The organism is Roseovarius azorensis (assembly GCF_900109455.1).
GTDB lineage: Bacteria > Pseudomonadota > Alphaproteobacteria > Rhodobacterales > Rhodobacteraceae > Roseovarius > Roseovarius azorensis.
Map to the genome: position 1 here is coordinate 65104 of NZ_FOAG01000013.1, position 21727 is coordinate 86830.

Annotated in this window: 20 protein-coding genes and 1 tRNA gene; 5 read left to right on the plus strand and 16 right to left on the minus strand. The window is 62.8% G+C overall.

The genetic code is table 11. The annotated features are described in order from the left end of the window. Window positions 1-41: 41 nt before the first annotated feature. Together BSG08_RS16300 and BSG08_RS16305 are read left to right on the plus strand one after the other, a co-directional pair. Window positions 42-1217, plus strand: coding sequence for a penicillin-binding protein activator (locus BSG08_RS16300; RefSeq protein ID WP_093038912.1), 1176 nt, complete (start codon window positions 42-44; stop codon window positions 1215-1217). 21 nt (window positions 1218-1238) lie between these two features. Next, window positions 1239-4004, plus strand: a complete 2766-nt coding sequence (locus tag BSG08_RS16305; RefSeq protein ID WP_093038913.1) for a [protein-PII] uridylyltransferase — start codon at window positions 1239-1241, stop codon at window positions 4002-4004. A gap of 299 nt (window positions 4005-4303) precedes the next feature. Here the strand turns inward: BSG08_RS16305 and BSG08_RS16310 are convergent, their stop codons facing one another. The 3 genes from BSG08_RS16310 to BSG08_RS16320 form a co-directional block, all read right to left on the minus strand. Further along, the gene (locus BSG08_RS16310) at window positions 4304-4591 is read right to left on the minus strand and encodes a hypothetical protein (protein ID WP_093038914.1); all 288 of its coding nucleotides are present in this window, start codon (window positions 4589-4591) and stop codon (window positions 4304-4306) included. Between the two features lies 1 nt (window position 4592). Continuing rightward, window positions 4593-5690: a phage minor head protein gene (locus tag BSG08_RS16315; RefSeq protein ID WP_175544812.1), complete on the minus strand. Its 1098-nt coding sequence runs from the start codon at window positions 5688-5690 to the stop codon at window positions 4593-4595. A gap of 234 nt (window positions 5691-5924) precedes the next feature. Next, the gene (locus BSG08_RS16320; RefSeq protein WP_093038916.1) at window positions 5925-6245 is read right to left on the minus strand and encodes a hypothetical protein; all 321 of its coding nucleotides are present in this window, start codon (window positions 6243-6245) and stop codon (window positions 5925-5927) included. A 183-nt stretch (window positions 6246-6428) separates the two neighbouring features. On the opposite strand from BSG08_RS16320, the gene murJ reads away from it, so the two are divergent. Then, window positions 6429-7967: a murein biosynthesis integral membrane protein MurJ gene (murJ, locus tag BSG08_RS16325; protein WP_093038917.1), complete on the plus strand. Its 1539-nt coding sequence runs from the start codon at window positions 6429-6431 to the stop codon at window positions 7965-7967. Here the strand turns inward: murJ and BSG08_RS16330 are convergent. Next, window positions 7964-8650, minus strand: coding sequence for a rhomboid family intramembrane serine protease (locus BSG08_RS16330; protein ID WP_093038918.1), 687 nt, complete (start codon window positions 8648-8650; stop codon window positions 7964-7966). The two genes, murJ and BSG08_RS16330, sit on opposite strands and share 4 nt — an antisense overlap. A gap of 74 nt (window positions 8651-8724) precedes the next feature. On the opposite strand from BSG08_RS16330, the gene trpS reads away from it, so the two are divergent. Further along, a complete protein-coding gene (gene trpS / locus BSG08_RS16335; RefSeq protein ID WP_093038919.1) occupies window positions 8725-9753 on the plus strand; it encodes a tryptophan--tRNA ligase in 1029 nt (342 codons plus the stop codon). Window positions 9754-9793: 40 nt separating this feature from the next. On the opposite strand, the gene BSG08_RS16340 is transcribed toward trpS, so the two are convergent. Further along, window positions 9794-10429: a glutathione S-transferase family protein gene (locus BSG08_RS16340; protein ID WP_093038920.1), complete on the minus strand. Its 636-nt coding sequence runs from the start codon at window positions 10427-10429 to the stop codon at window positions 9794-9796. Between the two features lie 135 nt (window positions 10430-10564). Between BSG08_RS16340 and BSG08_RS16345 the strand changes: the two genes are divergently transcribed. Continuing rightward, the gene (locus BSG08_RS16345) at window positions 10565-11062 is read left to right on the plus strand and encodes an RNA pyrophosphohydrolase (RefSeq protein WP_093038921.1); all 498 of its coding nucleotides are present in this window, start codon (window positions 10565-10567) and stop codon (window positions 11060-11062) included. A 23-nt stretch (window positions 11063-11085) separates the two neighbouring features. Here BSG08_RS16345 and BSG08_RS16350 read toward each other — a convergent pair whose 3' ends face one another. From BSG08_RS16350 to BSG08_RS16400, 11 genes are all read right to left on the minus strand, one after another. Beyond that, window positions 11086-11397 carry a winged helix-turn-helix domain-containing protein gene (locus tag BSG08_RS16350; protein WP_093038936.1) on the minus strand — a complete coding sequence of 104 codons (312 nt, stop codon included), beginning with the start codon at window positions 11395-11397 and terminating at the stop codon, window positions 11086-11088. 75 nt (window positions 11398-11472) lie between these two features. Beyond that, window positions 11473-11784, minus strand: a complete 312-nt coding sequence (locus tag BSG08_RS16355) for an ETC complex I subunit (RefSeq protein ID WP_093038937.1) — start codon at window positions 11782-11784, stop codon at window positions 11473-11475. 73 nt (window positions 11785-11857) lie between these two features. Continuing rightward, a complete protein-coding gene (locus tag BSG08_RS16360) occupies window positions 11858-13654 on the minus strand; it encodes an ABC transporter transmembrane domain-containing protein (RefSeq protein ID WP_093038922.1) in 1797 nt (598 codons plus the stop codon). Between the two features lie 89 nt (window positions 13655-13743). Further along, window positions 13744-13817: transfer RNA gene (locus BSG08_RS16365), tRNA-Gly, on the minus strand. A gap of 58 nt (window positions 13818-13875) precedes the next feature. After that, window positions 13876-15942 (minus strand): 3'-5' exonuclease, encoded by a 2067-nt coding sequence (locus BSG08_RS16370; RefSeq protein ID WP_093038923.1) that lies wholly within the window; start codon window positions 15940-15942, stop codon window positions 13876-13878. Beyond that, window positions 15935-16318: a response regulator transcription factor gene (locus BSG08_RS16375; RefSeq protein WP_093038924.1), complete on the minus strand. Its 384-nt coding sequence runs from the start codon at window positions 16316-16318 to the stop codon at window positions 15935-15937. The genes BSG08_RS16370 and BSG08_RS16375 overlap by 8 nt, the downstream gene beginning before the upstream one ends. A gap of 21 nt (window positions 16319-16339) precedes the next feature. Further along, window positions 16340-16846, minus strand: a complete 507-nt coding sequence (locus BSG08_RS16380) for a hypothetical protein (RefSeq protein WP_093038925.1) — start codon at window positions 16844-16846, stop codon at window positions 16340-16342. 3 nt (window positions 16847-16849) lie between these two features. Then, on the minus strand, window positions 16850-18688 hold the full coding sequence (locus BSG08_RS16385) for a DUF294 nucleotidyltransferase-like domain-containing protein (protein ID WP_093038926.1): 1839 nt from the start codon (window positions 18686-18688) through the stop codon (window positions 16850-16852). A gap of 118 nt (window positions 18689-18806) precedes the next feature. Then, window positions 18807-20570 (minus strand): sodium:solute symporter family protein, encoded by a 1764-nt coding sequence (locus tag BSG08_RS16390; protein WP_093038927.1) that lies wholly within the window; start codon window positions 20568-20570, stop codon window positions 18807-18809. Window positions 20571-20585: 15 nt separating this feature from the next. After that, window positions 20586-20846, minus strand: coding sequence for a DUF4212 domain-containing protein (locus BSG08_RS16395; protein ID WP_093038928.1), 261 nt, complete (start codon window positions 20844-20846; stop codon window positions 20586-20588). Between the two features lie 71 nt (window positions 20847-20917). Further along, window positions 20918-21607, minus strand: coding sequence for an adenylate kinase (locus BSG08_RS16400; RefSeq protein WP_093038929.1), 690 nt, complete (start codon window positions 21605-21607; stop codon window positions 20918-20920). Window positions 21608-21727 lie beyond the last annotated feature (120 nt).

Genomic DNA, 21727 nt, shown 5'->3' on the forward strand with positions numbered 1-21727 from the left:
CCCGCCCCCGGCCCCGCGCAAAAAGGAAGTGAGACCGCCGCATGTTCACCGTTCTGGATTCGATCCGCAAGCCATTCGCCCGCCTCTTTCTCGTCCTTGCCGCGCTGTGGCTCGCGGCCTGCCAGCCCGCACCGATCGCCAACACCGGTGGCGGCACCGCCCCGGACCGGCCCGTCGCGGTGGCGCTGCTTGTGCCGCATGGCTCCGCGGACGCGCAAGAGCAGATACTGGCGCGCGATCTCGAGAACGCGGCCCGCCTGGCGGTTGCGGATCTTTCGGGGGTGCAGATCGACCTGCGCGTCTACGCCACCGCCGGACAGGCCCAGCAGGCCCAGCAGGCCGCACTCGCCGCTGCGGACGACGGGGCGCGCATCATTCTGGGGCCATTGCATGCGGAATCGGCCAATGCCGCCGCCGTGGCAGTCGCAGGCCGGAACATCAACGTGCTGGCCTTTTCCAACAATCCGACCATCGCGGGCGGCAATCTCTTCATTCTCGGCCAGACCTTCGAGAACACAGCCAGCCGGCTCGCGGGCTTTGCCACGAGCCAGGGCAAGTCGCGGATCATGGCGGTCTATTCCGACAACCTCGCAGGCAGGCTTGGCCGCGCCGCCATCGAACAGGCGGTGCGCGACCGCGGCGCCACCCTCGCGGGCAGCGTGGCCTACGAATTCTCGCAGGAGGGCGTACTCAACGCCGTGCCCACCATCAAATCCACCGCCGATGCCAACGCCGCCGACGCCATATTCCTGACCGCCAACACCGCCGGCGCGCTGCCGCTCTTTTCCCAGATGCTGCCGGAAAACGGGCTTGGCCCGGACCGGATACAATATATCGGCCTGTCGCGCTGGGATACGCCGCCGCAGACGCTCGATCTGCCCGGCGTTCAGGGCGGCTGGTTCGCGCTGCCCGATCCCGGTCGCACCGCGCAATTCGCGGGCCGCTTTCAGGCCGCCCACGGCAATGCGCCGCATCCGATAGCGGGGCTCGCCTATGACGGGATCGCCGCCATCGGCGCGCTTCTGAGAACCGGCGACCGCGAACCCTTTGGGCGCAATGCACTCACCCAACCAGCGGGATTCCAGGGGGTGAACGGCGTCTTTCGCCTGCGCCCCGACGGCACCAACGAACGCGGCCTCGCGGTGGCGACGATCCTCGACAAACGGGTCACGATCCTGTCTCCCGCCCCGCAGAGCTTTCGCGGTGCGGGCTTCTGACCGGGATGCAAGTCCGCTGACATGACCCAGACCCTCACCCGCCGGGACGACCTGATCTGCCCGGCAGAAACGATTTTCGACCGCGACGGCGTCGCGCGGGCGCTGTCCCGGGCCAGGGCGGATGCCGCGGGCGACATGGGCGCGCTCCGGCGTTCGGCGGTGGCCATCCTGTCGGACGAGATCAGACGCGGCCGCACGGCCATCGCCGAGGCCTTCACCGCCCGGCCATTCGAGGCGCGCGCCACCACCCGCGCCTACTCATGGCTGACCGACTGCGTGATTCTGGCCGTGCTCGACCTGGCCACGCAGGCCATGCACCCCCTGCCCAACCCGACCGAGGCCGAACGCATCGCGGTCTTTGCCGTGGGCGGCTACGGACGCGGCGAAATGGCCCCCTTTTCGGATGTCGACCTGCTGTTCCTGACGCCCTACAAGATCACCCCCTGGGCCGAGAGCGTGATCGAGTCGATGCTCTACATCCTGTGGGATCTGCGACTCAAGGTGGGACACGCCAGCCGCACCATCCGCGACTGCCTGCGGCTCGGGGCCGCGGATTTCACCATCCGCACGGCCCTTCTGGAAAACCGCTTTCTGGCGGGCGAGGCGACGCTGGCCGACAAGCTCAACCAGCGCCTGCGCGACGATCTTTTCAAGGGCTCGGAACGCGCCTTCACCGAGGCCAAGCTGGAAGAACGTGACGCCCGCCACGAGAAACAGGGCGAGCGCTACATGGTCGAACCCAACGTCAAGGAGGGCAAGGGCGGTCTGCGCGACCTGCAATCGCTGTTCTGGATCGCCAAATACCAGCACCGGGTCAAGGATGTGAGCGAACTGGTGGCCCTTGGCATGTTCACGCGCGACGAATTCGCCACCTTCGCCAAAGCCGAGAATTTCCTCTGGGCGGTGCGCTGCCACCTGCACCTGATCAGCGCCCGGCCCAACGACCAGCTGACCTTCGACATGCAGGTCGCGGTGGCCGAACGCATGGGCTACGCCGACCGCGCCGGGCGGCGGGGGGTCGAGATATTCATGCAGGACTATTTCCGCCACGCCACCGCCGTCGGCGACCTGACCCGGATCTTCCTGACCAAACTGGAGGCCTCGCAGCTCAAATCCGAGCCGCTTCTGCAACGCCTGCTCCGGCGGCGCAAGAAACTCAAGGACGGCTATGCCGAGGTGCATGGCCGCCTGGCCATCGCCGACCACAAGACATTCCTCTCCGACCCGCTCAACCTGCTGCGGCTCTTCGAGGAGGCGCTGCGCACCGGCCTTCTGATCCACCCCGACGCGATGCTGCTGGTCACCGCCAACCTGCACCTGATCGACGACGCGATGCGCAACGATCCGCGCGCGCAGAAACTCTTTCTCGACCTGCTCCTCAAACACGGCAACCCCGAACGCGCGCTGCGGCGGATGAACGAACTGGGCGTGCTCTCGGCATTCCTGCCGGAGTTCGGACCGATCATCGCGATGATGCAGTTCAACATGTATCACCACTACACGGTGGACGAACACATCATCCAATGCATCTCGCACCTGGCCAAGATCGAACGCCGCGAACTGATCGAGGAACTTCCCGTCTCCTCCTCGATCCTAAAGGAGGGCATCAACCGCCGCGTGCTCTACGTGGCGCTCCTGCTGCACGACATCGGCAAGGGGCGAGAGGAGGATCACGCCATCCTCGGCGCCCGCATCGCCCGCCGCGTCGGTCCCCGCCTCGGGCTGAAACCGCGCGAGGTCGATACCGTCGAATGGCTGGTGCGCTATCACCTCTTGATGTCCGATACCGCCCAGAAACGCGACATCGCCGATCCGCGCACGGTGCGCGATTTCGCCAAGGCGGTGCAGACCCGCGAGCGGCTCGATCTCCTGCTCCTGCTCACCGTCTGCGATATCCGCGGCGTCGGCCCCGGCACCTGGAACAACTGGAAGGCGTCGCTTTTGCGCGCCCTCTACCGCCAGACCCGCCGCGCGATGGAGGGCGGGCTCGAGGCGCTCAACCGCGAACAGCGCGGCGCGGACGCCAAGCGCAACCTGCGCGAGGCGCTGCCGGACTGGGACGCGCGCGACCTCAAGCACGAGACCGCCCGCCACTACCCGCCCTACTGGCAGGGGCTGCATGTCACCGCCCATGTGGTCTTTGCCCGACTGCTGCGCGACCTGCACGAGGACGAGATCGCTATTGATCTGGCCATCGACGAGGACCGCGACGCCACCCGCGCCTGTTTTGCGCTGGCCGATCACCCCGGCATCTTCTCGCGCCTTGCCGGTGCGCTGGCGCTGGTGGGGGCCAATGTCGTGGACGCCCGCACCTATACGTCCAAGGACGGCTTTGCGACGGCGGTGTTCTGGATCCAGGACGCCGAGGGCCATCCCTTTGAGTCCGACCGCCTGCCGCGCCTGCGCAAGATGATCCACAAGACCCTGCAAGGCGAGATCGTCCCCCGCGAGGCGATCAAATCCCGCGACAAGCTGAAAAAACGAGAACGCGCCTTTCGCGTGCCCACGCATATCACCTTCGATAACGACGGCTCGGAAATCTACACGATCATCGAGGTCGATACCCGCGACCGCCCCGGCCTGCTATATGACCTCACCCGCACGCTGGCGGCCTCCAACGTCTATATCGCCAGCGCTGTCATCGCCACCTTCGGCGAACAGGTGGTCGATACGTTCTATGTCAAGGACATGTTCGGGCTGAAATTCCACTCCGAGAGCAAACGCGCCGCGCTGGAACGCAAACTCCGCACCGCGATAGAAGAAGGCGTAGAGCGCGCCACCACCTGAGCCGGGCGCGGCGGCCGCCCCCTCCCCGTCCACAGCGTCATCCCCGCGCAAGCGGGGATCTCCCATCTTATCTCCTGACACCCAGAACAAGCCGCGCGCGGAGGGCACAGGAGTATCGCCTTCGGGCCGGTCCGGACTGTGGCGGAAGGAACCAGCGCGTCGGCCCGCCATCACCAGACCGGCCATGCGCACATCGCACAGCAACTTCGGAAAGCTGATGGCGGAAAAGCGGGACCAAGTGAGCTTTCGCTGCACCTGCGCCAATGGCTGCATACGGGCAGAATTGCGCTTGGCCTTGCCTAGCGCAATGATGCGGCCCAATTCTCGAAATCCTCGAACAGCCGTCGAACATCCTGACCGGAAAAGAGAAAGTCGGCCTTTGAGTTGAACCATACCGCTTCCAAATCTATCTGGTCGTCGCCGCGTAGCTGCTCGAAGTATGCAGCAAGTTCCATAACAGCATCGTCCCCTTGCCACGTTCGGAATCCTTCATAGAGACGCTTGAAGGACTGAAGGTCCGGATTGGTGATGTCCAGATCAGCATGGAACTGCGAACTGAAAGCTTCGAAAGATCTTGGCGGTGTCACGTTAGTCATTCCTCGGATACGAAGTGATGATTATAAAGCCGCTCGGCATGTCCGGCGCATGCCGGATGAGCGTGCCAACGCCAGTGGCCGTCCGGACCACAATCGGTGCGGATGCTCTTGGACCAGTTCGAAACGCTTCGGTGCCCGTCAAGGAGGTGAAAGAGCTCGTTACGAACGCTTCTGGCCTTTGCCCGGTCGCGACAGCATTCACGATGACTGCGTTGCCTGCAAGGTTTGCGTTCGTCAGCTTTTGCGCGGATTCGAGCGAGGAGAAGGAACCATGGCGTTTCCGAAAGACGCTAAGAATCAGTCCCCGGCGTTGTTGGAGTGTCACCGCTCTCCGCAAGAATGCTTCGCTTTTTCCAACATGTAGGGCAATCGTATGCCCTCCTCTAGCCTCGTGTTCGAAAAGATCCTGTAGCGGAAAGCCGTCGTCGGCTGTTGGCTCAAGCTGCGCAGGAACCACATCACTCTGTGATCCGGATAAGATTGGTTCCGCGTAGCACCGGCAATTATGCGCCTGGCCAGGGTGTCCGCCCTCCGGCGGACCGTCCCATCGGAACACGCGGTCATCGTATTCCTGATGAATGCCGCGCACCTTGGCATCGTCCTTCGACCGCCAGATGTACTGTCCGATGCCGAGATCCTCCTGCCGAATCTGGTTGATCAAGCCGGCAAAAGTCCGCAGCAGGCGTTCTTCCATGGCCGTTCGGAGCGGGCGCAAACGTTGCGGATGCGCCTGATATTCTTTGAAAATGTTTTCGAGCCGCACGTCCCACTGATTAAGTGCTTCGTCCTTGGCGTCTGTGACATCCCGCAGGTCGGCCTCCGTCACGACCGGCACGGTATCCGGTGGTGTCAGCGCATTCAGCAACATTCGGGTGTTTTCGACGATGACCTCGTCGAAGCGATCCGTGAAATGGCTGCGCAAGGCGGCATAGTTTGGAAAGGTCGACTTGATCGAAATCGCAAAACGGCGGCCGATGACTTGGCCTTCCGACGCGCAATAACATACTGACCGTTTCCGCCATGCCTGAGAAAATCCGCGAAACTGTGTTGCATGGAACCTCCGACAGGTGTGCGAAATAGGTTCTAGCAAGAGTTGGTTAATCGGATGTTGAGACCCCGTTCTGTCGTTTCTTTGCTCGGGCAATGCCGTCGGAAAAGAACATCAACCAGTACCGGACGTTTGTGGTTTGCGCAGCATCCGTCACAACGACCTCCTAGCGCCTTGCACCAGCGCAAAGGAAAACCCAATCTCAAGATCACCCAAGTGTCAGTTCACGGCGAATCCGCCTGATCCCTTCACCATTGCAGATCACCCCTTCCCCCCTCACCTCCTCCTCCTCGCCCTCCACCTCTCAAATTCCGCGCGCCGCTTCGCCTCGACCTCGCGCATCAGCGCCATCCGCAACTCGCGCTCCTCGTCCAGACTGCGCATCGCCTTCCATTCCGAATAGGTCGCCCGGTTATGCTTCACGTTCCACAGCGCCCGCGTCTCTGACACCGTCACCACCCCTGCCAGCGGTTTCCCGTGCCGGACGATCAGTATGTGCCGCCCCGTCATCCACACATCTTCAAGACAGTCCCGCAGCCGGGCGCGAAACTTCTCACAGTTGATCTCGGGGATCGGGGTCAGGTCGATTTCTTTCATGTGCTCTCCGGACAAAGGTGATGGGCGCACCCTGCCCCGCCCCCCTTGCCATCCAGTTAACCCGCCGCGCGCACCGGGACGCATTCCGTACGCTTCTCCTTCAGAACCGTACGGGTGCGCCCTTCCCCCCGCCCCGCTGATCCGCTAATCCTCGGGGTCAGATTCCCCGGCGAAAGGCCCCGCATGAAACCCATCCGCCTCCTCACCGGCATCCTGACCGTCGGCGGCTGGACCCTGCTCAGCCGACTACTAGGTTTTGTGCGTGACGTGCTGATCGCCAACTATATAGGCCCTGGCGCGGTCATGGACGCCTTTGTCGCGGCCTTCCGCCTGCCCAACATGTTCCGCCGTTTCTTCGCCGAGGGCGCGTTCAACGCGGCCTTCGTGCCGATGTTCTCCAAACGGCTTGAGGCGGACGAGGATCCGATCGGTTTCGCTTCCCGCGCATTTTCTGGTTTGAGCCTTGTTTTATTGGTTCTTACGGGGCTTTCCATGGTCTTCATGCCCGCCCTCGTCTGGGCCACGGCGGCGGGGTTTTCGGGCGATGAACGCTTCGATATCACCGTCGATTTCGGGCGGATCGTGTTTCCCTACATCTTCTTCATTTCGCTGGCCGCGCTCTTTTCCGGTATGCTCAATGCCGCCGGCCGCTTTGCCGCCGCCGCCGCTGCACCTGTGATTCTAAACGTTTTTTTGATCTCCACGATGACTGTTGCCGCCCTCACCGGCGGCGCCGTCGCCCAGGCCCTCGTCTGGACCATCCCCCTCGCCGGTCTCGCCCAACTCGCCCTCGTCTGGCACGCCACCCGACGCGCCGGCATGCACCTCAATCTGACCCGCCCCCGCTGGACCCCCGAGATGGCGCAACTCGTGCGCATCGCCATCCCCGCAGCGCTGGCTGGCGGGGTGGTGCAGATAAACCTCGTGGTCGGCCAACTCGTTGCTTCCAATACCGAAAAAGCCGTGAGCTGGCTCTATTCCGCCGACCGTCTCTACCAGTTACCGCTGGGGGTCGTGGGCATCGCCGTGGGCATCGTGCTGCTGCCCGATCTCTCCCGTCGGCTCAAGGCACACGACGACACCGGCGCACGCCATGCCCTGTCGCGCGCGGGCGAGGTTGCGCTGGCGCTCACCCTGCCCTGCGCCGTCGCCCTCATGGTGACCCCCCTGCCGCTGGTTTCGGTCCTGTTTCAGCGCGGCGCATTCAGCGCCGACGACAGCGCCTCAACCGCCCTTGCGGTGGCGATCTACAGCCTGGGCCTGCCCGCCTTCGTGTTGCAGAAAATTCTGCAACCGCTCTATTTCGCCCGCGAGGACACCCGCAGCCCGTTCCGCTATGCGGTGGTGGCGATGGTGATCAACGCGGTGCTGGCGGTGGGGCTGGCCTATGTGCTGGGCTGGATCGCCGCGGCCATCGCCACAACCGTTGCAGGCTGGGTGATGGTAGCGCAACTGGCATTTGGCGCGCGGCAATTCGGCGAGGTGGCGCGGTTCGACGCGCAGTTCCACCGCCGCCTCTGGCGGATTTGCCTCGCCTCGGCGTTGATGGGCGCGGCGCTCTGGGGCACCGGCGTGCTGCTCGTCCCGCTTTTCGCCATGGGCGGCTGGCGCTGGCTGGCGTTGCTGCTGCTCGTCGCGGCAGGCACGTTGGCCTATGGCGCCTTTGGCCAGAGTCTTGGCGCATTCCGCATTCAGGAAATCCGCGCCCGGATGCGCCGCTAGTCATGCCGGATGCGCGCGCGCAGCTTGGCAAATCCGCCCGGGCTGAGCACGAAAGACGCCAGAAACCCGGCGGCAAAGCCTGCCACATCGGCGACCCAGGTGCCATTGCCGCCAAAGAACAGACCAAAGACCAGTTGCAACCCCATCAGAACGCCAATGAGGGTAAAAGCCCGCGCCTGATTGGTCCCCAACTGCCCAAGGCGCAGCCACATGACATAGGTGAAACCGCCAATCAGCCCATAAACACCCGGAAACGCCCCGATGAGCCAGGGCTGTCCTTCGATCACCAGACCGTAAACCACGGCCCCGGCGACCGTGCTGATGAGAAACAGCGCCAGAACCGCCCAATGACGGAACACGGCGGACAGGAACTTGCCCATGGCCAGAAGCAGCGCCCCGGCAAAGAGCGCGTGGGTGAAACTCCCATGCACGAAGGCATAGCTGACAAAGCGGCGAAGATGCTCGACGGGCCAGGCGCGGTTCTCGATCATCCAGGCCATGATCGCACTGTTGAAACCGTAATCCTGTATCGCCGCGCTGCGCCAGCCCACGGCATCGGGGCCACCGGCAAGCCCCCTCGCACCCAGCGTGAACATCACCTCGACCCCGAGGATCACCAGAAAGAGCGCCACCGCAAAGGGTGGCACCGGGTTGAGGGGACTCAGGCTTTCGCGGCCATCCATGGCGGCTCTCCTTGACGGGGCTTTGGTGCATGGGTAAGCGAGGCGGACACGGAAATCCACCACGGAGTTTACACATGACCGAGGCGGCCTTTACCCCGCGCGTGTTTTCGGGAATCCAGCCCTCGGGCAACCTGCATCTCGGCAATTACCTTGGCGCCCTCAAACGCTTTGCCGAGGCCCAGAACGAGGGGCTGCAGACACTCTATTGCATGGTCGATCTGCATGCGATCACCGTCTGGCAGGATCCGGCGAACCTGCGCCATGCGACACGGGAACTGGCTGCGGGCTTTATCGCTTCCGGGCTCGATCCGGCGCGCTCGATCCTTTTCAATCAAAGCCAGGTGGCCGAACATACGCAAATGGCCTGGGTATTCAACTGCGTGACGCGGATGGGCTGGATGCAGCGCATGACGCAGTTCAAGGACAAGGCCGGCAAGAATGCCCAGAACGCCTCGCTGGGGCTGTTTGCCTATCCGGCGCTGATGGCCGCCGACATCCTGACCTATCACGCCACCCATGTGCCGGTGGGCGAGGACCAGAAACAGCATCTCGAACTCACCCGCGATATCGCCATGAAATTCAACCACGATTACGGCGTCGAGTTCTTCCCAATCCCGGAACCGGTGATCGAGGGTGCGGCCACACGGGTCATGAGCCTGCGCGACGGCAGCAGCAAGATGTCGAAATCCGATCCCTCCGACATGAGCCGCATCAATCTGACCGACGATGCCGACACCATCGCCCGGAAAATCCGCAAGGCCAAGACCGACCCCGAGCCGCTACCCTCCGATGTGCAGGGTCTGGCAAACCGCCCCGAGGCGCGCAATCTGGTCAATATCTACGCCGCACTCGCCGATCTGAGCGTGGATCAGGTCATGCGCGATGCGGGCGGCAAGCCGTTTTCCGAATTCAAGCCAATGCTTGCCGATCTGGCGGTCGAAAAGCTGGCCCCCATTTCGACCGAAATGGCACGCCTCATGCAGGATGTGACCGAGATCGACCGCATCCTTGTCGATGGGGCCAATCGTGCCCGCGCCCTTGCCACACCTATTCTGCGGCAAACCTATGAAATCATGGGGATGGTGGGCGCGCACAAAGTCTGACGCTAGGGAATACAGGACCGCGCAGGGCGCCACCCCGAGATCACCCCAGATCAGGCGCTGTGACGGCAAATGTCGCGTGCGCCTGCATCGCCTCCCACCAGTCCTTCACCCCGTCGACGCTCATCACCGCATCCGCATCCGGCGTCAGCGCCACATAGAACATGATCGGCCCGAGAAAATAATCGGCCAGCGTCGCCTTGTCGCCCGCCAGCCACCCGGCCCCGTTCCTGTTCTCCATCAGCAGCGTCAGCAAGGTCTGCGAGTCGGTAATCGCCCGTTCACGCGCAGCCTCGTTCTGACCACCGATGAAATCCGGGAACAGGTGATAGCCCGCCACACCCACCAGCGCGCCATAGCCATAGCTGTCGATCAGGCCAATCGCCTCGTTCATCCGCGCGCGCGCCCTGGCATCGTCGGGGACGAGCGGCGGCTTGGGCGCGATGTCCTCCAGATAGCGACAGATCGCATCCGTCTCCCGTATGCGTATCCCGTCGATATCCAGCACCGGCACCTTGCCGAACGGATGGCGCTTCAGGTGTTCGGGCTGTCGTGGCTCTCCTGCCAGCACATTGACCGGCACCTGATCGTATTCGATCCCCTTGTCGGCCAGCACCATGCGCACCGTGCGCACATAGGTCGAGCCGTCAAAGCCGTAAAGTACAGGTTTCCCCACCATTTTCTTGCACTCCAATCGGTTGACTCAATGGCGTGATGATGTGGCAATCGACTGAAAAGTCAAACTGCGCGCGCAAGGCTTGACGCCCCCCTCCCATCGCCGCACTGTGCCGCCGAACAAGCAAAGAGGCACGCCATGACCCCGGAAGAAATCGCCAGACTTCCCTATCGCCGCTGCGTGGGCGTCATGCTGGCAAATACCGATGGCCATGTTTTTGTCGGTCAGAGGATCGACAATGACGCGCCAGCCTGGCAGATGCCGCAGGGCGGCATCGACCCCGGAGAAACCCCGCGTCAGGCCGCCCTGCGCGAGCTTTGGGAGGAAACCGGCGTCACGCCCGACAAGGTGCGGATCGAGCGAGAAACCGATGACTGGATCACCTATGATCTGCCAGATGACATCGTGCCCCGGATCTGGAAAGGTCGCTACAAGGGACAAGAGCAGAAATGGGTTCTGATGCGGTTTCTGGGATCAGATGCCGATGTCGATATCGCCACGGATCACCCGGAATTTTCGGAATGGCGCTGGTTGCCGCCAGATGAACTCGTCGCACATATCGTGCCCTTCAAACGCGCGGTCTATGCGCGGATTCTGCACGAATTCCACGACCTGCTGCGCTCCCCCCGATCCTGACCGGGCCACGCTTGTGCCAGTGACTACCCTTCGCCGGGGGCATCTCCGAGCAGCGCCTGCATCTCCTTGAGATGCGGGCCCCCCGCGACCACAACCTCATCCTCGAACCGGCGATAAAGCGCCAGAACGCGCTGTCCCGTCTCTGTCAGCACCGCACCGCCACCGCCGGGTCCGCCGCGCGTGCTTTCGACCAGTGGGGCGCGGAACATCGCGTTCAGCGTCTCGATCAGCATCCAGGCGCGCTTGTAACTCATCCCCATCTCGCGTCCCGCCGCCGCGATCGAGCCGCAGCGGTCGATCCGCTCCAGCAATTCGGCCTTGCCTGGTCCTATCATGCCGGCTTCGCCAAAGACGATGCGGATGCGCAGGCTGAGGGAGGGGCTTTTTTCCTTCACACGAGGGAACGCGACTCAGTGGGTCCAGACCTGACGACGGTTCGTGGCGAAATTGTCGCCATAACCGCCAGGACGAATATTCGGCTTGCGCTTCTGCGGTTCCTGCACCACCGCGTCGATCCCGTGATCACGCGCATATTCCAGCGCCGCCTCCTTGGTGGAAAACCGCAACCGCACCTGCGCCTGCGTATCAGAATTCGACGTCCAGCCCATAAGAGGATCGACCTCGCGCGCGGTTTCGGACACGAATTCCAGCACCCAGTGCTTCGTCCTTGCGGTGCCGGACTGCATGGCGTTGCGGGCGGGTTTGTAGATGCGCGCGGGCATGGGGATCTCCGTGTTGGTCCGTGCGACGTTATCCCAAATCGCCATGATCTGAGCAAGAGGCGAATGGCCGCGCTCAGGCCGCCTCGCCATCGGTGAACTGCAGCCGGGCGAGGCGGGCATAAAGACCGTTCTCCGCCACCAGGCTTTCATGCGTCCCCTGCGCCACGATCCGGCCCTGATCCATGACGATGATCCGGTCAGCCTTTTTCACCGTGGCCAGCCTGTGCGCCACGATGATCGTGGTGCGCGTGCGCGCCATCGCATCGACGGCGGATTGCACGGCACGCTCGCTTTCGGCGTCAAGTGCGCTTGTCGCCTCGTCCAGCAACAGCACCGGCGCATTGCGCAGGATTGCCCGGGCAATGGCGACACGCTGCTTCTGCCCGCCCGACAGCATCACGCCGCGCTCGCCGACATAGGTGTCATAGCCCTGCGGCAACGCACTGATGAAATCATGCGCGGCGGCCGCGCGCGCGGCCTCTTCGATCTCGGCATCCGTCGCGTCCAGACGCCCGAAGCGGATATTGTCCCGCGCCGAGGCGGCAAAGATCACCGGATCCTGCGGCACCAGCGCCAGTTCGCGACGAAAATCGTGCCGCGCCATATCGCAGAGCGATACCCCATCCAGCGTGATGCGCCCCTCATCAGGATCGTAAAACCGCTGGACAAGCTGGATAACGCTGGTCTTGCCCGCCCCCGAGGGTCCGACCAGCGCCACCGTCTCGCCTGGCCGTATCGCAAGATCGAGATTGTCGAGCGCGAGCGCCCCCGGTCGCGACGGATAGGCAAAGCGCACACCCTCAAGCACGATCGCCCCCCGAACCGGGCGCGGCACCGGCACGGGACTGGCCGGATCCTTCACCGGATCATCGGCCTGCAACAGTTCCACAAGACGCTCGGTCGCCCCTGCGGCACGCTGCAGTTCGCCCCAGATTTCCGACAGCGCCGCGACCGCACCTGCAACCATGACGGAATAGATCACGAACTGTACCAGGCTGCCCGCCGTCATGTCCCCGGCCCGCACATCCCGCGCGCCGATCCAGAGCACCCCGACAATACCGCTGAAGATCAGAAAAATCACGATCACCGTCATCAGTGCACGGGTGTTCACCCGGCGCTGCGCGGCATCATGGCTTCTTTCCGTCACATCGGCAAAGCGCGCGCGGCTCTCGCCCTCGTGGGTAAAGGCCTGTACAGTCTGCACCGACAACAGCGCCTCCGACGCATTGCCGGAACTGTTCGCGATCCAGTCCTGATTTTCCCGGCTCAGCACCCGCATCCGCCGCCCCAGCGTCAGGATCGGCACGATCACCAGCGGCACGATCAGCAGCACCAGCCCGGTCAGCTTGGCCGAGGTCAGCAGCATCAGCGCCATACCCCCGATGAACAGCAGCAGATTGCGCAACGCAATCGAAATGGACGATCCGATCACCGACAGAATGAGCGTTGTGTCGGTGGTGATCCGGCTCAGAACCTCACCGGTCATCAGGCGTTCGAAAAACGCGGGACTCATACCGATCACCCGATCGAACACCGCCTTGCGGATATCCGCGACGACACGCTCACCCAGCCGGGTGACCAGCAGATAGCGCGCGCCCGTGCCGATAGCGAGCAATGCCGCAATCCCGAGCGCCGCGCCGAAATACTGATCAAGCAGCGCGCCGTCCTCGGCCCCGAAATTGTCCACTACGCGCCGCACCGCCAGAGGCAGCATGAGCGCCACCGCAGCCGTCAGCACAAGCGCCAGGATGGCAGCGATCAGCAATGTACGATAGGGCCGAAGGAATGGCCACAACCCCGCCAGGGCTCCCACGCGCTTCGAGCTCTCGCGGTCCAGCAGATCGGCTCCGTTCTCGGCCCTGCGCACCATGAATTTCTATTCCTCGCCGTTTCCGACAGGTTCTTGGCTGGCCCTTCGTCCGGGGTCAAGAGGACAGATCAGCCGCAGTGTCGAAGGAATGGAGCGGGCGACGGGAATCGAACCCGTATCATCAGCTTGGAAGGCTGAGGTCTTACCATTACACAACGCCCGCTTACCGGCCACGTTGTTAGTAGAGCGAAAAGGCCGGGTCAAGGTAGGTTTGGCCCCGTTCAGTATTTCTGCGCCTTTCGAATCCGGGTCATGCGCCCCTCCTCCCTGATTGCTGCGCCCAGAGTCATCACCCCCTTGGCTTGCAAGAGATCCAGCATGCGCACAAAGACTTCTGCCGTGGCGATCGTGTCGCCCATCGCCGTGTGCCGCGCCTCCGGCGGGATGGATATCCCGAACCGTTCGCAAAGCGCATCGAGCGTATGCTGCCCGGTATGATCGAACAACCCCGCCGACATCAGCACGGTGCATAACACAGGATGATCGAACCGCCGCCCGATCACATGCTCCTTGAGCCGCAAGAATGCCAGGTCGAAAGGCGCGTTATGCGCGACCAGAACCGCCCCCTCGCAGAAATCATGGAACCGCTGCCCGACCCTGGCGATATCAGGCGCGCCCTGCACCATCGCATCGGTGATGTGGTGCACACGCGTCGAAGCAGGAGGGATCGGGCGTCCGGGGTTTACGAGGCTGTCGAAGGTCTCACCGCGCAGAATGCGGCCATTAACGATGCGCAACCCTGCGATCTGAACAATCTCGTCGCCACCCCGTGGCGAAAGGCCGGTGGTCTCGGTATCGAACACAACAAAGCTGAGATCCGAGAGCGCCCGTTCGGCCAGTTCCCCCACAGGCGCGCCGGGCAGGCTGAAATCGTAGAACTCTGGCCGCGCGTCACCGGGAGTGAGTTGTTCCGTTGCAGTGGATAGCGGCAGCACGATACGGTGCCCCGCCGCCGTCATCTCGGCCCAGAGATCGGTCTGATGCGCCTTGAGCGCATCGCGCCCCGAATAATCGCCATACGCGGATGACAGCGGTTCCTCAAGCCAGCCGGTCAACTGCCCATCGGTCACCGCCTCACCCTGCCAGCCAAGGACAAGACGAGTCTCCGCGCCCTCCGTCTCGACCGCCAATGTCAGCGCCTCGCGCGTTCCGTCTTTGGTCAGATGCGCGATAATCGCCCCCATCAGGGTAGTGACGGCAAAACCGTCGCAACCCAGCGTCGCGTCGGTATGTGTAACCTCCAGTGGCACCGCCACCTGCGCGGCGATCCCGTCAAAGATATGCGCCACCGCCACCGGCGACATCGGCCAGCGACGCGATTTCACTGCTGCGTGCTGCTTGCTCATGTGCGTCAGACAATCAAAAAGTCGTGTGACTTCATCCTCGATCCCCTTGGCAAACTTCACGCGGGCCTCTGGCGGCAAGTCGCCGCCAGATTGCAACACGTCGAGCAATGCGCCGATGGTCGCGGCGGGACGGCGTACGCCCTCCAGCAGACTGTTGAAGAGATGATCCTGATGGGCATGCGCGCTGAGATCTTCGGTCGCATCGCGGAAAATCAGGACGTGGCCCGAAAGTTCCTCATCCGAAATGACCGGACTCACCCGACCCAGCAGGAACCGCTTGCCATCAGCAGAGGCCGCCAGAAAGGTCTCGGCGCTGATCTGCCCGCACACCCGTGCGGCCTGCATGCGGGCCAGCGCATCCAGCACCGGCTCTGGCCGCAGAAAGGCGGCAAGCGGGCGGTCCAGCCCGATATCGCCCAGCAACTCCTGCGCCATGCGATTGTAGAGCATCACCCGGTTGTCGGGTGTTGCCACCACCGCGCCCTCACCCAGATCACGGAACAACGCTTCAAAGAGCGCCTTTTCGCGGGCGAGCCGGGCGGTTTGCCGCTCGACCGCGCGCTGCCGCGCGGCGCGGGCCTCGGACAGGGCCGTATTGATTGCATTGGCGGCAGGGGCCAGCGTGCTGAGATGCCTGGCCTGGCTCTCATCAATCTGCAAATCCACATCGGCACGGGCGCGGGTGGTGAGATCCGAAGCCAGGGCCAGAATGGGTTTTGCGACGTTTTCGTCGAAAAGGAGCCCGATCCAGACCGAAAGCCCCAACAGGCCCAGAGTTGCGATCAGCCCTGCGATCACATAGCCATCCACCGCCCCCCCCGCGCGGGCATGGCCAAACCAGAGCGCGGCGGCAATCAACGCAGCACCACCCAGACCAAGCGCCGCGAAAAAAAGCGCAAAGCGCAGCCTGAGACTCAGGCGCGCTGAGAGGCGCTCAGGCACTATCAGCCCCGGCCAGTAATGCGCCGATCTGTGCGGTCAGATCGGCCGTGGCAAAAGGCTTGGTCATGAAAGCGTCAGCTCCGACCGCCAGCCCCTTGCGCCGCTCCACTTCGCCGCCGCCAGCGGTCATCATCAGGACCTTGACATTCTTCAGCGTAGCATCGCGGCGGATCAACTGGCAAATCTCATATCCCGAACGCTCGGGCAGCATCACGTCGAGCACGACCAGATCAGGACGTTCCTCGGCCAGGGCGGCAAGTGCCGCATCCCCCGAGGCGACACGCCGCAGCCGATAACCTGCCCGCCCGATGAGATGCTCAAGGGCTAGGGCGATATTGTCCTCATCTTCCACCAGAAGAACTGTTTTCTCGGACATGTCTCGGGCCTCCTCTCCCGGTCAGGTATTGCACAGCGCCCCGATAAGCGGATCCTCCGCTCCCACTGTCATCCATTCCGCCTGCGACGGGTCGGTCAGCGCCGCTTCACTCACATCGGCCCGCGCGCCATTGACGCAATCCACCAGTTGCGGGCGCTTTACCGGCGGGGCCCAGCGGCCAAAGAGATAGATATCCGCCAGCAGCATCGACGGGGCCGCCGGATTGGTCTGAACCCCGGCCCGGTCCAGTACCATCAGCCTCGTGGTCTGCGGCACCACATAGGTCCAGGGCTTCCAGAATCTGGCCTCCTCGACAGAAACCAGCACCTCGACACTCTCGGGCAGCGTGTTCACGGTGCGCTCGGCCCAAGTGTATTCCGACCAGATCGCATAGATCAGCATCGCAATCCCTGCCACCACAGGCGCGGCATAGCGGGGCAAACGTCCCCTGCTCAGATGCCCTGCGACAAGGGCTAGGCCTGCGGCACCAATGCCCACTGCGAATGTAGCGATCAATTCAAAAAACATGTGTTATCCTGGTGCTCCTCTGGCCTGTGCAAGGGCCGATTGCATTGTCTTGACCACCATAAACGCATCGCGCAGGTGATTGCGCTCCAAATCCGACAGATCGGCGGGGGGCATGAAGTTATCAGGCTTCTTCCCCGCCCTGATCTGCGCCGCCTGATGGCGCAGGCGCGTCTCGGCGATGAGGTCATAAGCGTCCAGCAGATCGCGCCCGCCACTCTCCGAGATTACACCACCTGCACGTGCCGCCTCGATCCGGTCACGGGTACCCGCCACCTCGAACGATCCCAACAGCGCATAGATCCTGCCCAGATCAACCACCGGCACGACGCCCGACAGTTTGAGATCAATGGTGTTCTTGTGCTCACCCGAGCGGATCATGGCAAAGCCGCGAAAAAGACCCAAGGGCACCGTATGCTTGAGCGAGTTCGACACCATATGCGCCACAAAGATTGAATTCCGGCACGCCGCCTGCAGCACCTCGGCCTGCAGATCGGCAAACAGCGACGTCTCGCCCGCGATCGGGCGCAGATCGAACATGACCGAGGCCAGCATCTGCGCCTGGTTATCCGGCTGCGATATCCAGCCCAGAAAATAGTCGCGCCAGACTCTGCGGGGCTGTCGCCACCGCGGATTGGTCGCCATCATGTCGCCGGGACAGTAGAAAAACCCGCAAGTATCCAGCCCGTCGCTGACATATTTCGCAAGGGCGGCAAAATAGCCATCATGTTCAGGTTGCACTTTGTTGTCCAGAATTAGGCAGTTGTCCTGATCGCTGATCCCGGTCTGTTCGCGCCGTCCCTGACTGCCGCAGGCTGCCCAGAGATAGGGCACCGGCGCGGGGCCAAACTGTGCCTCGGCCAGCCGCAACAGCCGGCGTGTAATGGCATCAGTGATATCGGTGATCCGCCGGGTGATCGACTGCGGCCGGACCCCGGCCTGCACCAGTTGCGCCAACAGCAGCGGCACCCGTTCCATCACATTTGCCATATCCTCGGCGCTGTCGGCGCTGGCGATATCCGCGACCATATGACTCGCGGTTACGGCCTGTTGGCGGAAAAGATCGGTCTTGCCGATCATCCCCACCACGCGGCCCGCCTGCGCGACCGGCAGGTGATTGACCTTGAGGTCGGACAAGAGCATCAGCGCATCCAGCCCCAGCTGATTGGGGGCGATGGTCACCGGATCAGGCGTCATGATCTGCGCCACCGGCACAGTTCCGGTCAAACCCTCTGCCAGAACCCTGTTGGTCAGATCGTGCACGGTGATGATCCCGGCGAGACGTTCGCCCCGCATCACCACAACTGAAGAAATCACATGATCCCGCATCAGGCGCGCCACATCGGTGATCGAGTCCTCGGGCGTGCAGGTGATCGGCGTCTGCGCCATCAGATCCGAGACCTGAAGCGCGGTCAGACCAGTGGCATATGGACCATCATCGCCGGGTTCAGCTGGACGCGCACGCGCGAACCAGCGGGCAATGTCCTCTGATTGCTCGATAAGATCGAGAAAACGCGCCCTGGGGATAACAATAACGCGGGTCGGCTCTGCCGCCCTTGCAGTCAGTTGGGCGTTGCCATCCCGAAACATCCCCCGTTCGCCAAGGATATCGCCAGAACCCCGGCGCGAGACCAGATCGGCATGGCCCGTCTCGATATCCAGGGCTCCGCTTTCAACGACATAAAGTCCCGCCAGCGGCTCGCCCTTGGCAAAGAGCAACTCCCCCGGAGCGATTTCAACGCGCGTCAGGTCCGGGGCCAGAGAGGTGCAGAGCACGCCGGGCAGCGCATCAAACGGGGCGTGTCGGCGCAGCACCTTTATCAGATCGGTATCGGGCTCGCTCATTGCTGCGGGCTCCTCCCCTGGCGCTGTCCTGTCCATAATACCCAGCGGCCTTGATCCGTAAATGTCGGAGGGCATGAGCGAACAGGGGCGACATTCGCCGCCCCTGTCCAGAGGTTCGTCAGTGGCTCACGGCCCCACCGGCACCGCGCGGGATACGCACGCTTTCCACCAGATCCTGGATTTCCTGCGGCGGCTCTGCCGTCATCCGCGCCACGAGGAAGGCGACACCAAAGTTCAGAAGCGCACCAACCGGCCCGAAATGCGTGGGCGGAATACCGAACAGGTACTGATCCGGCGTCAGCACGTTCGTTCCGGGGATGAAGAACCAGCCCAGATAGAGGAACAGGTAGAGCGTGGTCGAGATCAGACCGGCCAGCATACCGGCTGTCGCGCCCGCAGAGTTCATCCGCCTGGAGAAGATACCCATCATCAACGTCGGGAAGAGCGACGCCGCTGCCAGACCGAACGCCAGTGCCACCACCTGCGCGGCAAAGCCCGGCGGGTTGAGGCCCAGATAGGTCGCCACCACAATCGCCGCCGCCATCGAGATACGGGCCGCCAGAAGCTCGCCCTTTTCAGAGATGTTGGGATTGATCGTCGACTTGATCAGGTCGTGACTGACGGCCGAGGAAATGGCCAGCAGCAGACCTGCCGCGGTGGATAGGGCCGCGGCAATACCACCCGCCGCGATCAGGGCAATCACCCAGCCCGGAAGACCGGCGATTTCCGGGTTGGCAAGCACGAGGATGTCACGATTGAACGTCACAAGCTCGTTACCCTGCCAGCCACGCTCGGTGGCCAGCGCCGTCATCGCTTCGGAATTGTCGTTGTAGTACTGGATCTTGCCGTCGCCGTTCTTGTCTTCGACAGCCAGAAGCCCAGTAACCGACCAGGTGCGGAACCAATCCGGCAGTTCCTCGACCTGCACGGCTTCGCCCTGCACGCCATTCGGCCACATGGTGGTCATGATGTTCAGACGCGCCATCGCACCCACAGCCGGAGCGGTGAGGTAGAGCAGCGCGATGAAGACCAGCGCCCAGCCCGCAGACCAGCGCGCATCAGACACACGCGGCACGGTGAAGAAGCGGATGATCACATGCGGCAGACCGGCGGTGCCGATCATCAGCGACAGGGTAAATAGTGCCATCAGCCAAGGGCTTGAACCAGAGGTGTACTGGTTGAAGCCAAGGTCGTTCAGCAGACTATCCAGCGTCACCAGAAGATACTGCCCCGATGCGGTATGCTCAGAGAACAGGCCGATCTGTGGCAGAAACACTCCGGTCAGTTGCAGCGAGATGAAGATCGCCGGAATCGTGTAGGCGATGATCAGCACACAATACTGCGCCACCTGCGTATAGGTGATGCCCTTCATGCCGCCCAGAACCGCGTAGACAAAGACCACGCCCGAGGCAATCAGAAGTCCGGTCGTGTTCTCGACTTCTAGAAAGCGCGAGAACGCCACGCCGGCACCCGCCATCTGACCGATCACATAGGTCACCGACATGGTGATCAGCGCGACAACGGCCACGACACGGGCCTTGTTGCTGTAGAAGCGGTCGCCCACGAACTCGGGCACGGTGTATTTGCCGAACTTGCGCAGATAGGGCGCAAGCAGCATGGCCATGAGAACATAACCCCCGGTCCAGCCCATCAGGAAGGTCGAGTTGTTATAACCCACAAAGGCGATAAGACCCGCCATGGAAATGAACGAAGCCGCCGACATCCAGTCCGCTGCCGTTGCCATCCCGTTGACGACCGGATTCACGCCACGCCCCGCAGCATAGAATTCGGCCGTAGATCCCGCCTTGGCCCAGATCGCGATCCCGAAATAGAGCGCGAAGCTGAGACCAACGACGATAATATTGAGCGTTGTTTGTTCCATTGTCCCTCCCCCTGTTTATTCTTCTCCGACGCCAAATTCGGCATCGAGTTTGTTCATTCGCCAGGCGTAGAAGAAGATCAGCCCCAGAAAGACCAGAATCGATCCTTGCTGTGCGAACCAGAACCCCAGATCGGTACCGCCGATGGCGATGCCCGACAGCACAGGGCGAAACAGGATGCCAAAGCCAAACGAGGCCATGAACCAGATTGCCAGGCTCCATGTGATGAGACGCAAATTGGCTTTCCAATAAGCGTTTGCTCTTTCTTGATCGGACAAAGCGTGCCCTCCCTTTGTAAACGGCTTCCTCCTGTCCGGGCCGGGACCATCCCGGCACGGACTTTTCTTCTTCACGCGACCGCCTTCGCGACGATCGCGTTCAGCTCTTTTGCGACGGTCTCGATCTCGGCCATCGCATCGACGCGGGCCAAGACCCCGCGCGACTCGTAATAGGAAATCAGCGGCGCGGTCTGCGCATGGTAGGCGCGCAGGCGGCTCTCTACTGTTTCCGCATTGTCATCGGCGCGCCGTTTCATATCCGTGCCGCCGCATTTGTCACAGATACCCGCTATGGCCGGGATCTTGAACGTATCGTGATAGCCCTCACCACAGCCCGCGCAGGTGTAGCGCCCGGAAATGCGCGTCACCATCGCGGCGTCATCCACCTCAAAGCTGATTGCCGCACGAATGCCCTGCCCCATGTCGGACATCAGCCAATCCAACGCCTCGGCCTGCACCGTTGTGCGCGGAAACCCGTCCAGGATCACACCGCCAGCGCAATCATGCTCTGCCAGACGATCGCGCAGGATGGCTATGACGATTCCGTCACTGACCAGATCACCCGCCTCCATCACCGCCTTGGCCTGTCTTCCCGATTCGGTGCCCGTCGCAACTGCGGCACGCAACATATCCCCGGTGCTCAGTTGCATCAGGCCGAACTGCTCCTCCAGCATCCGTGCTTGCGTGCCCTTGCCGGCGCCAGGCGGTCCGAGCAGAACAAGGTTGGTAGCGCTCTGCGATGTGTCCATTCCGTCTCGCATTATCTCTCCCCTTCAGGCGTTTGCACGGTTGGCGATCAGTTCCTCGACCACCGAGGGGTCTGCGAGTGTCGAGGTGTCGCCGAGGCTGCCGTAGTCGTTTTCGGCGATCTTGCGCAGGAT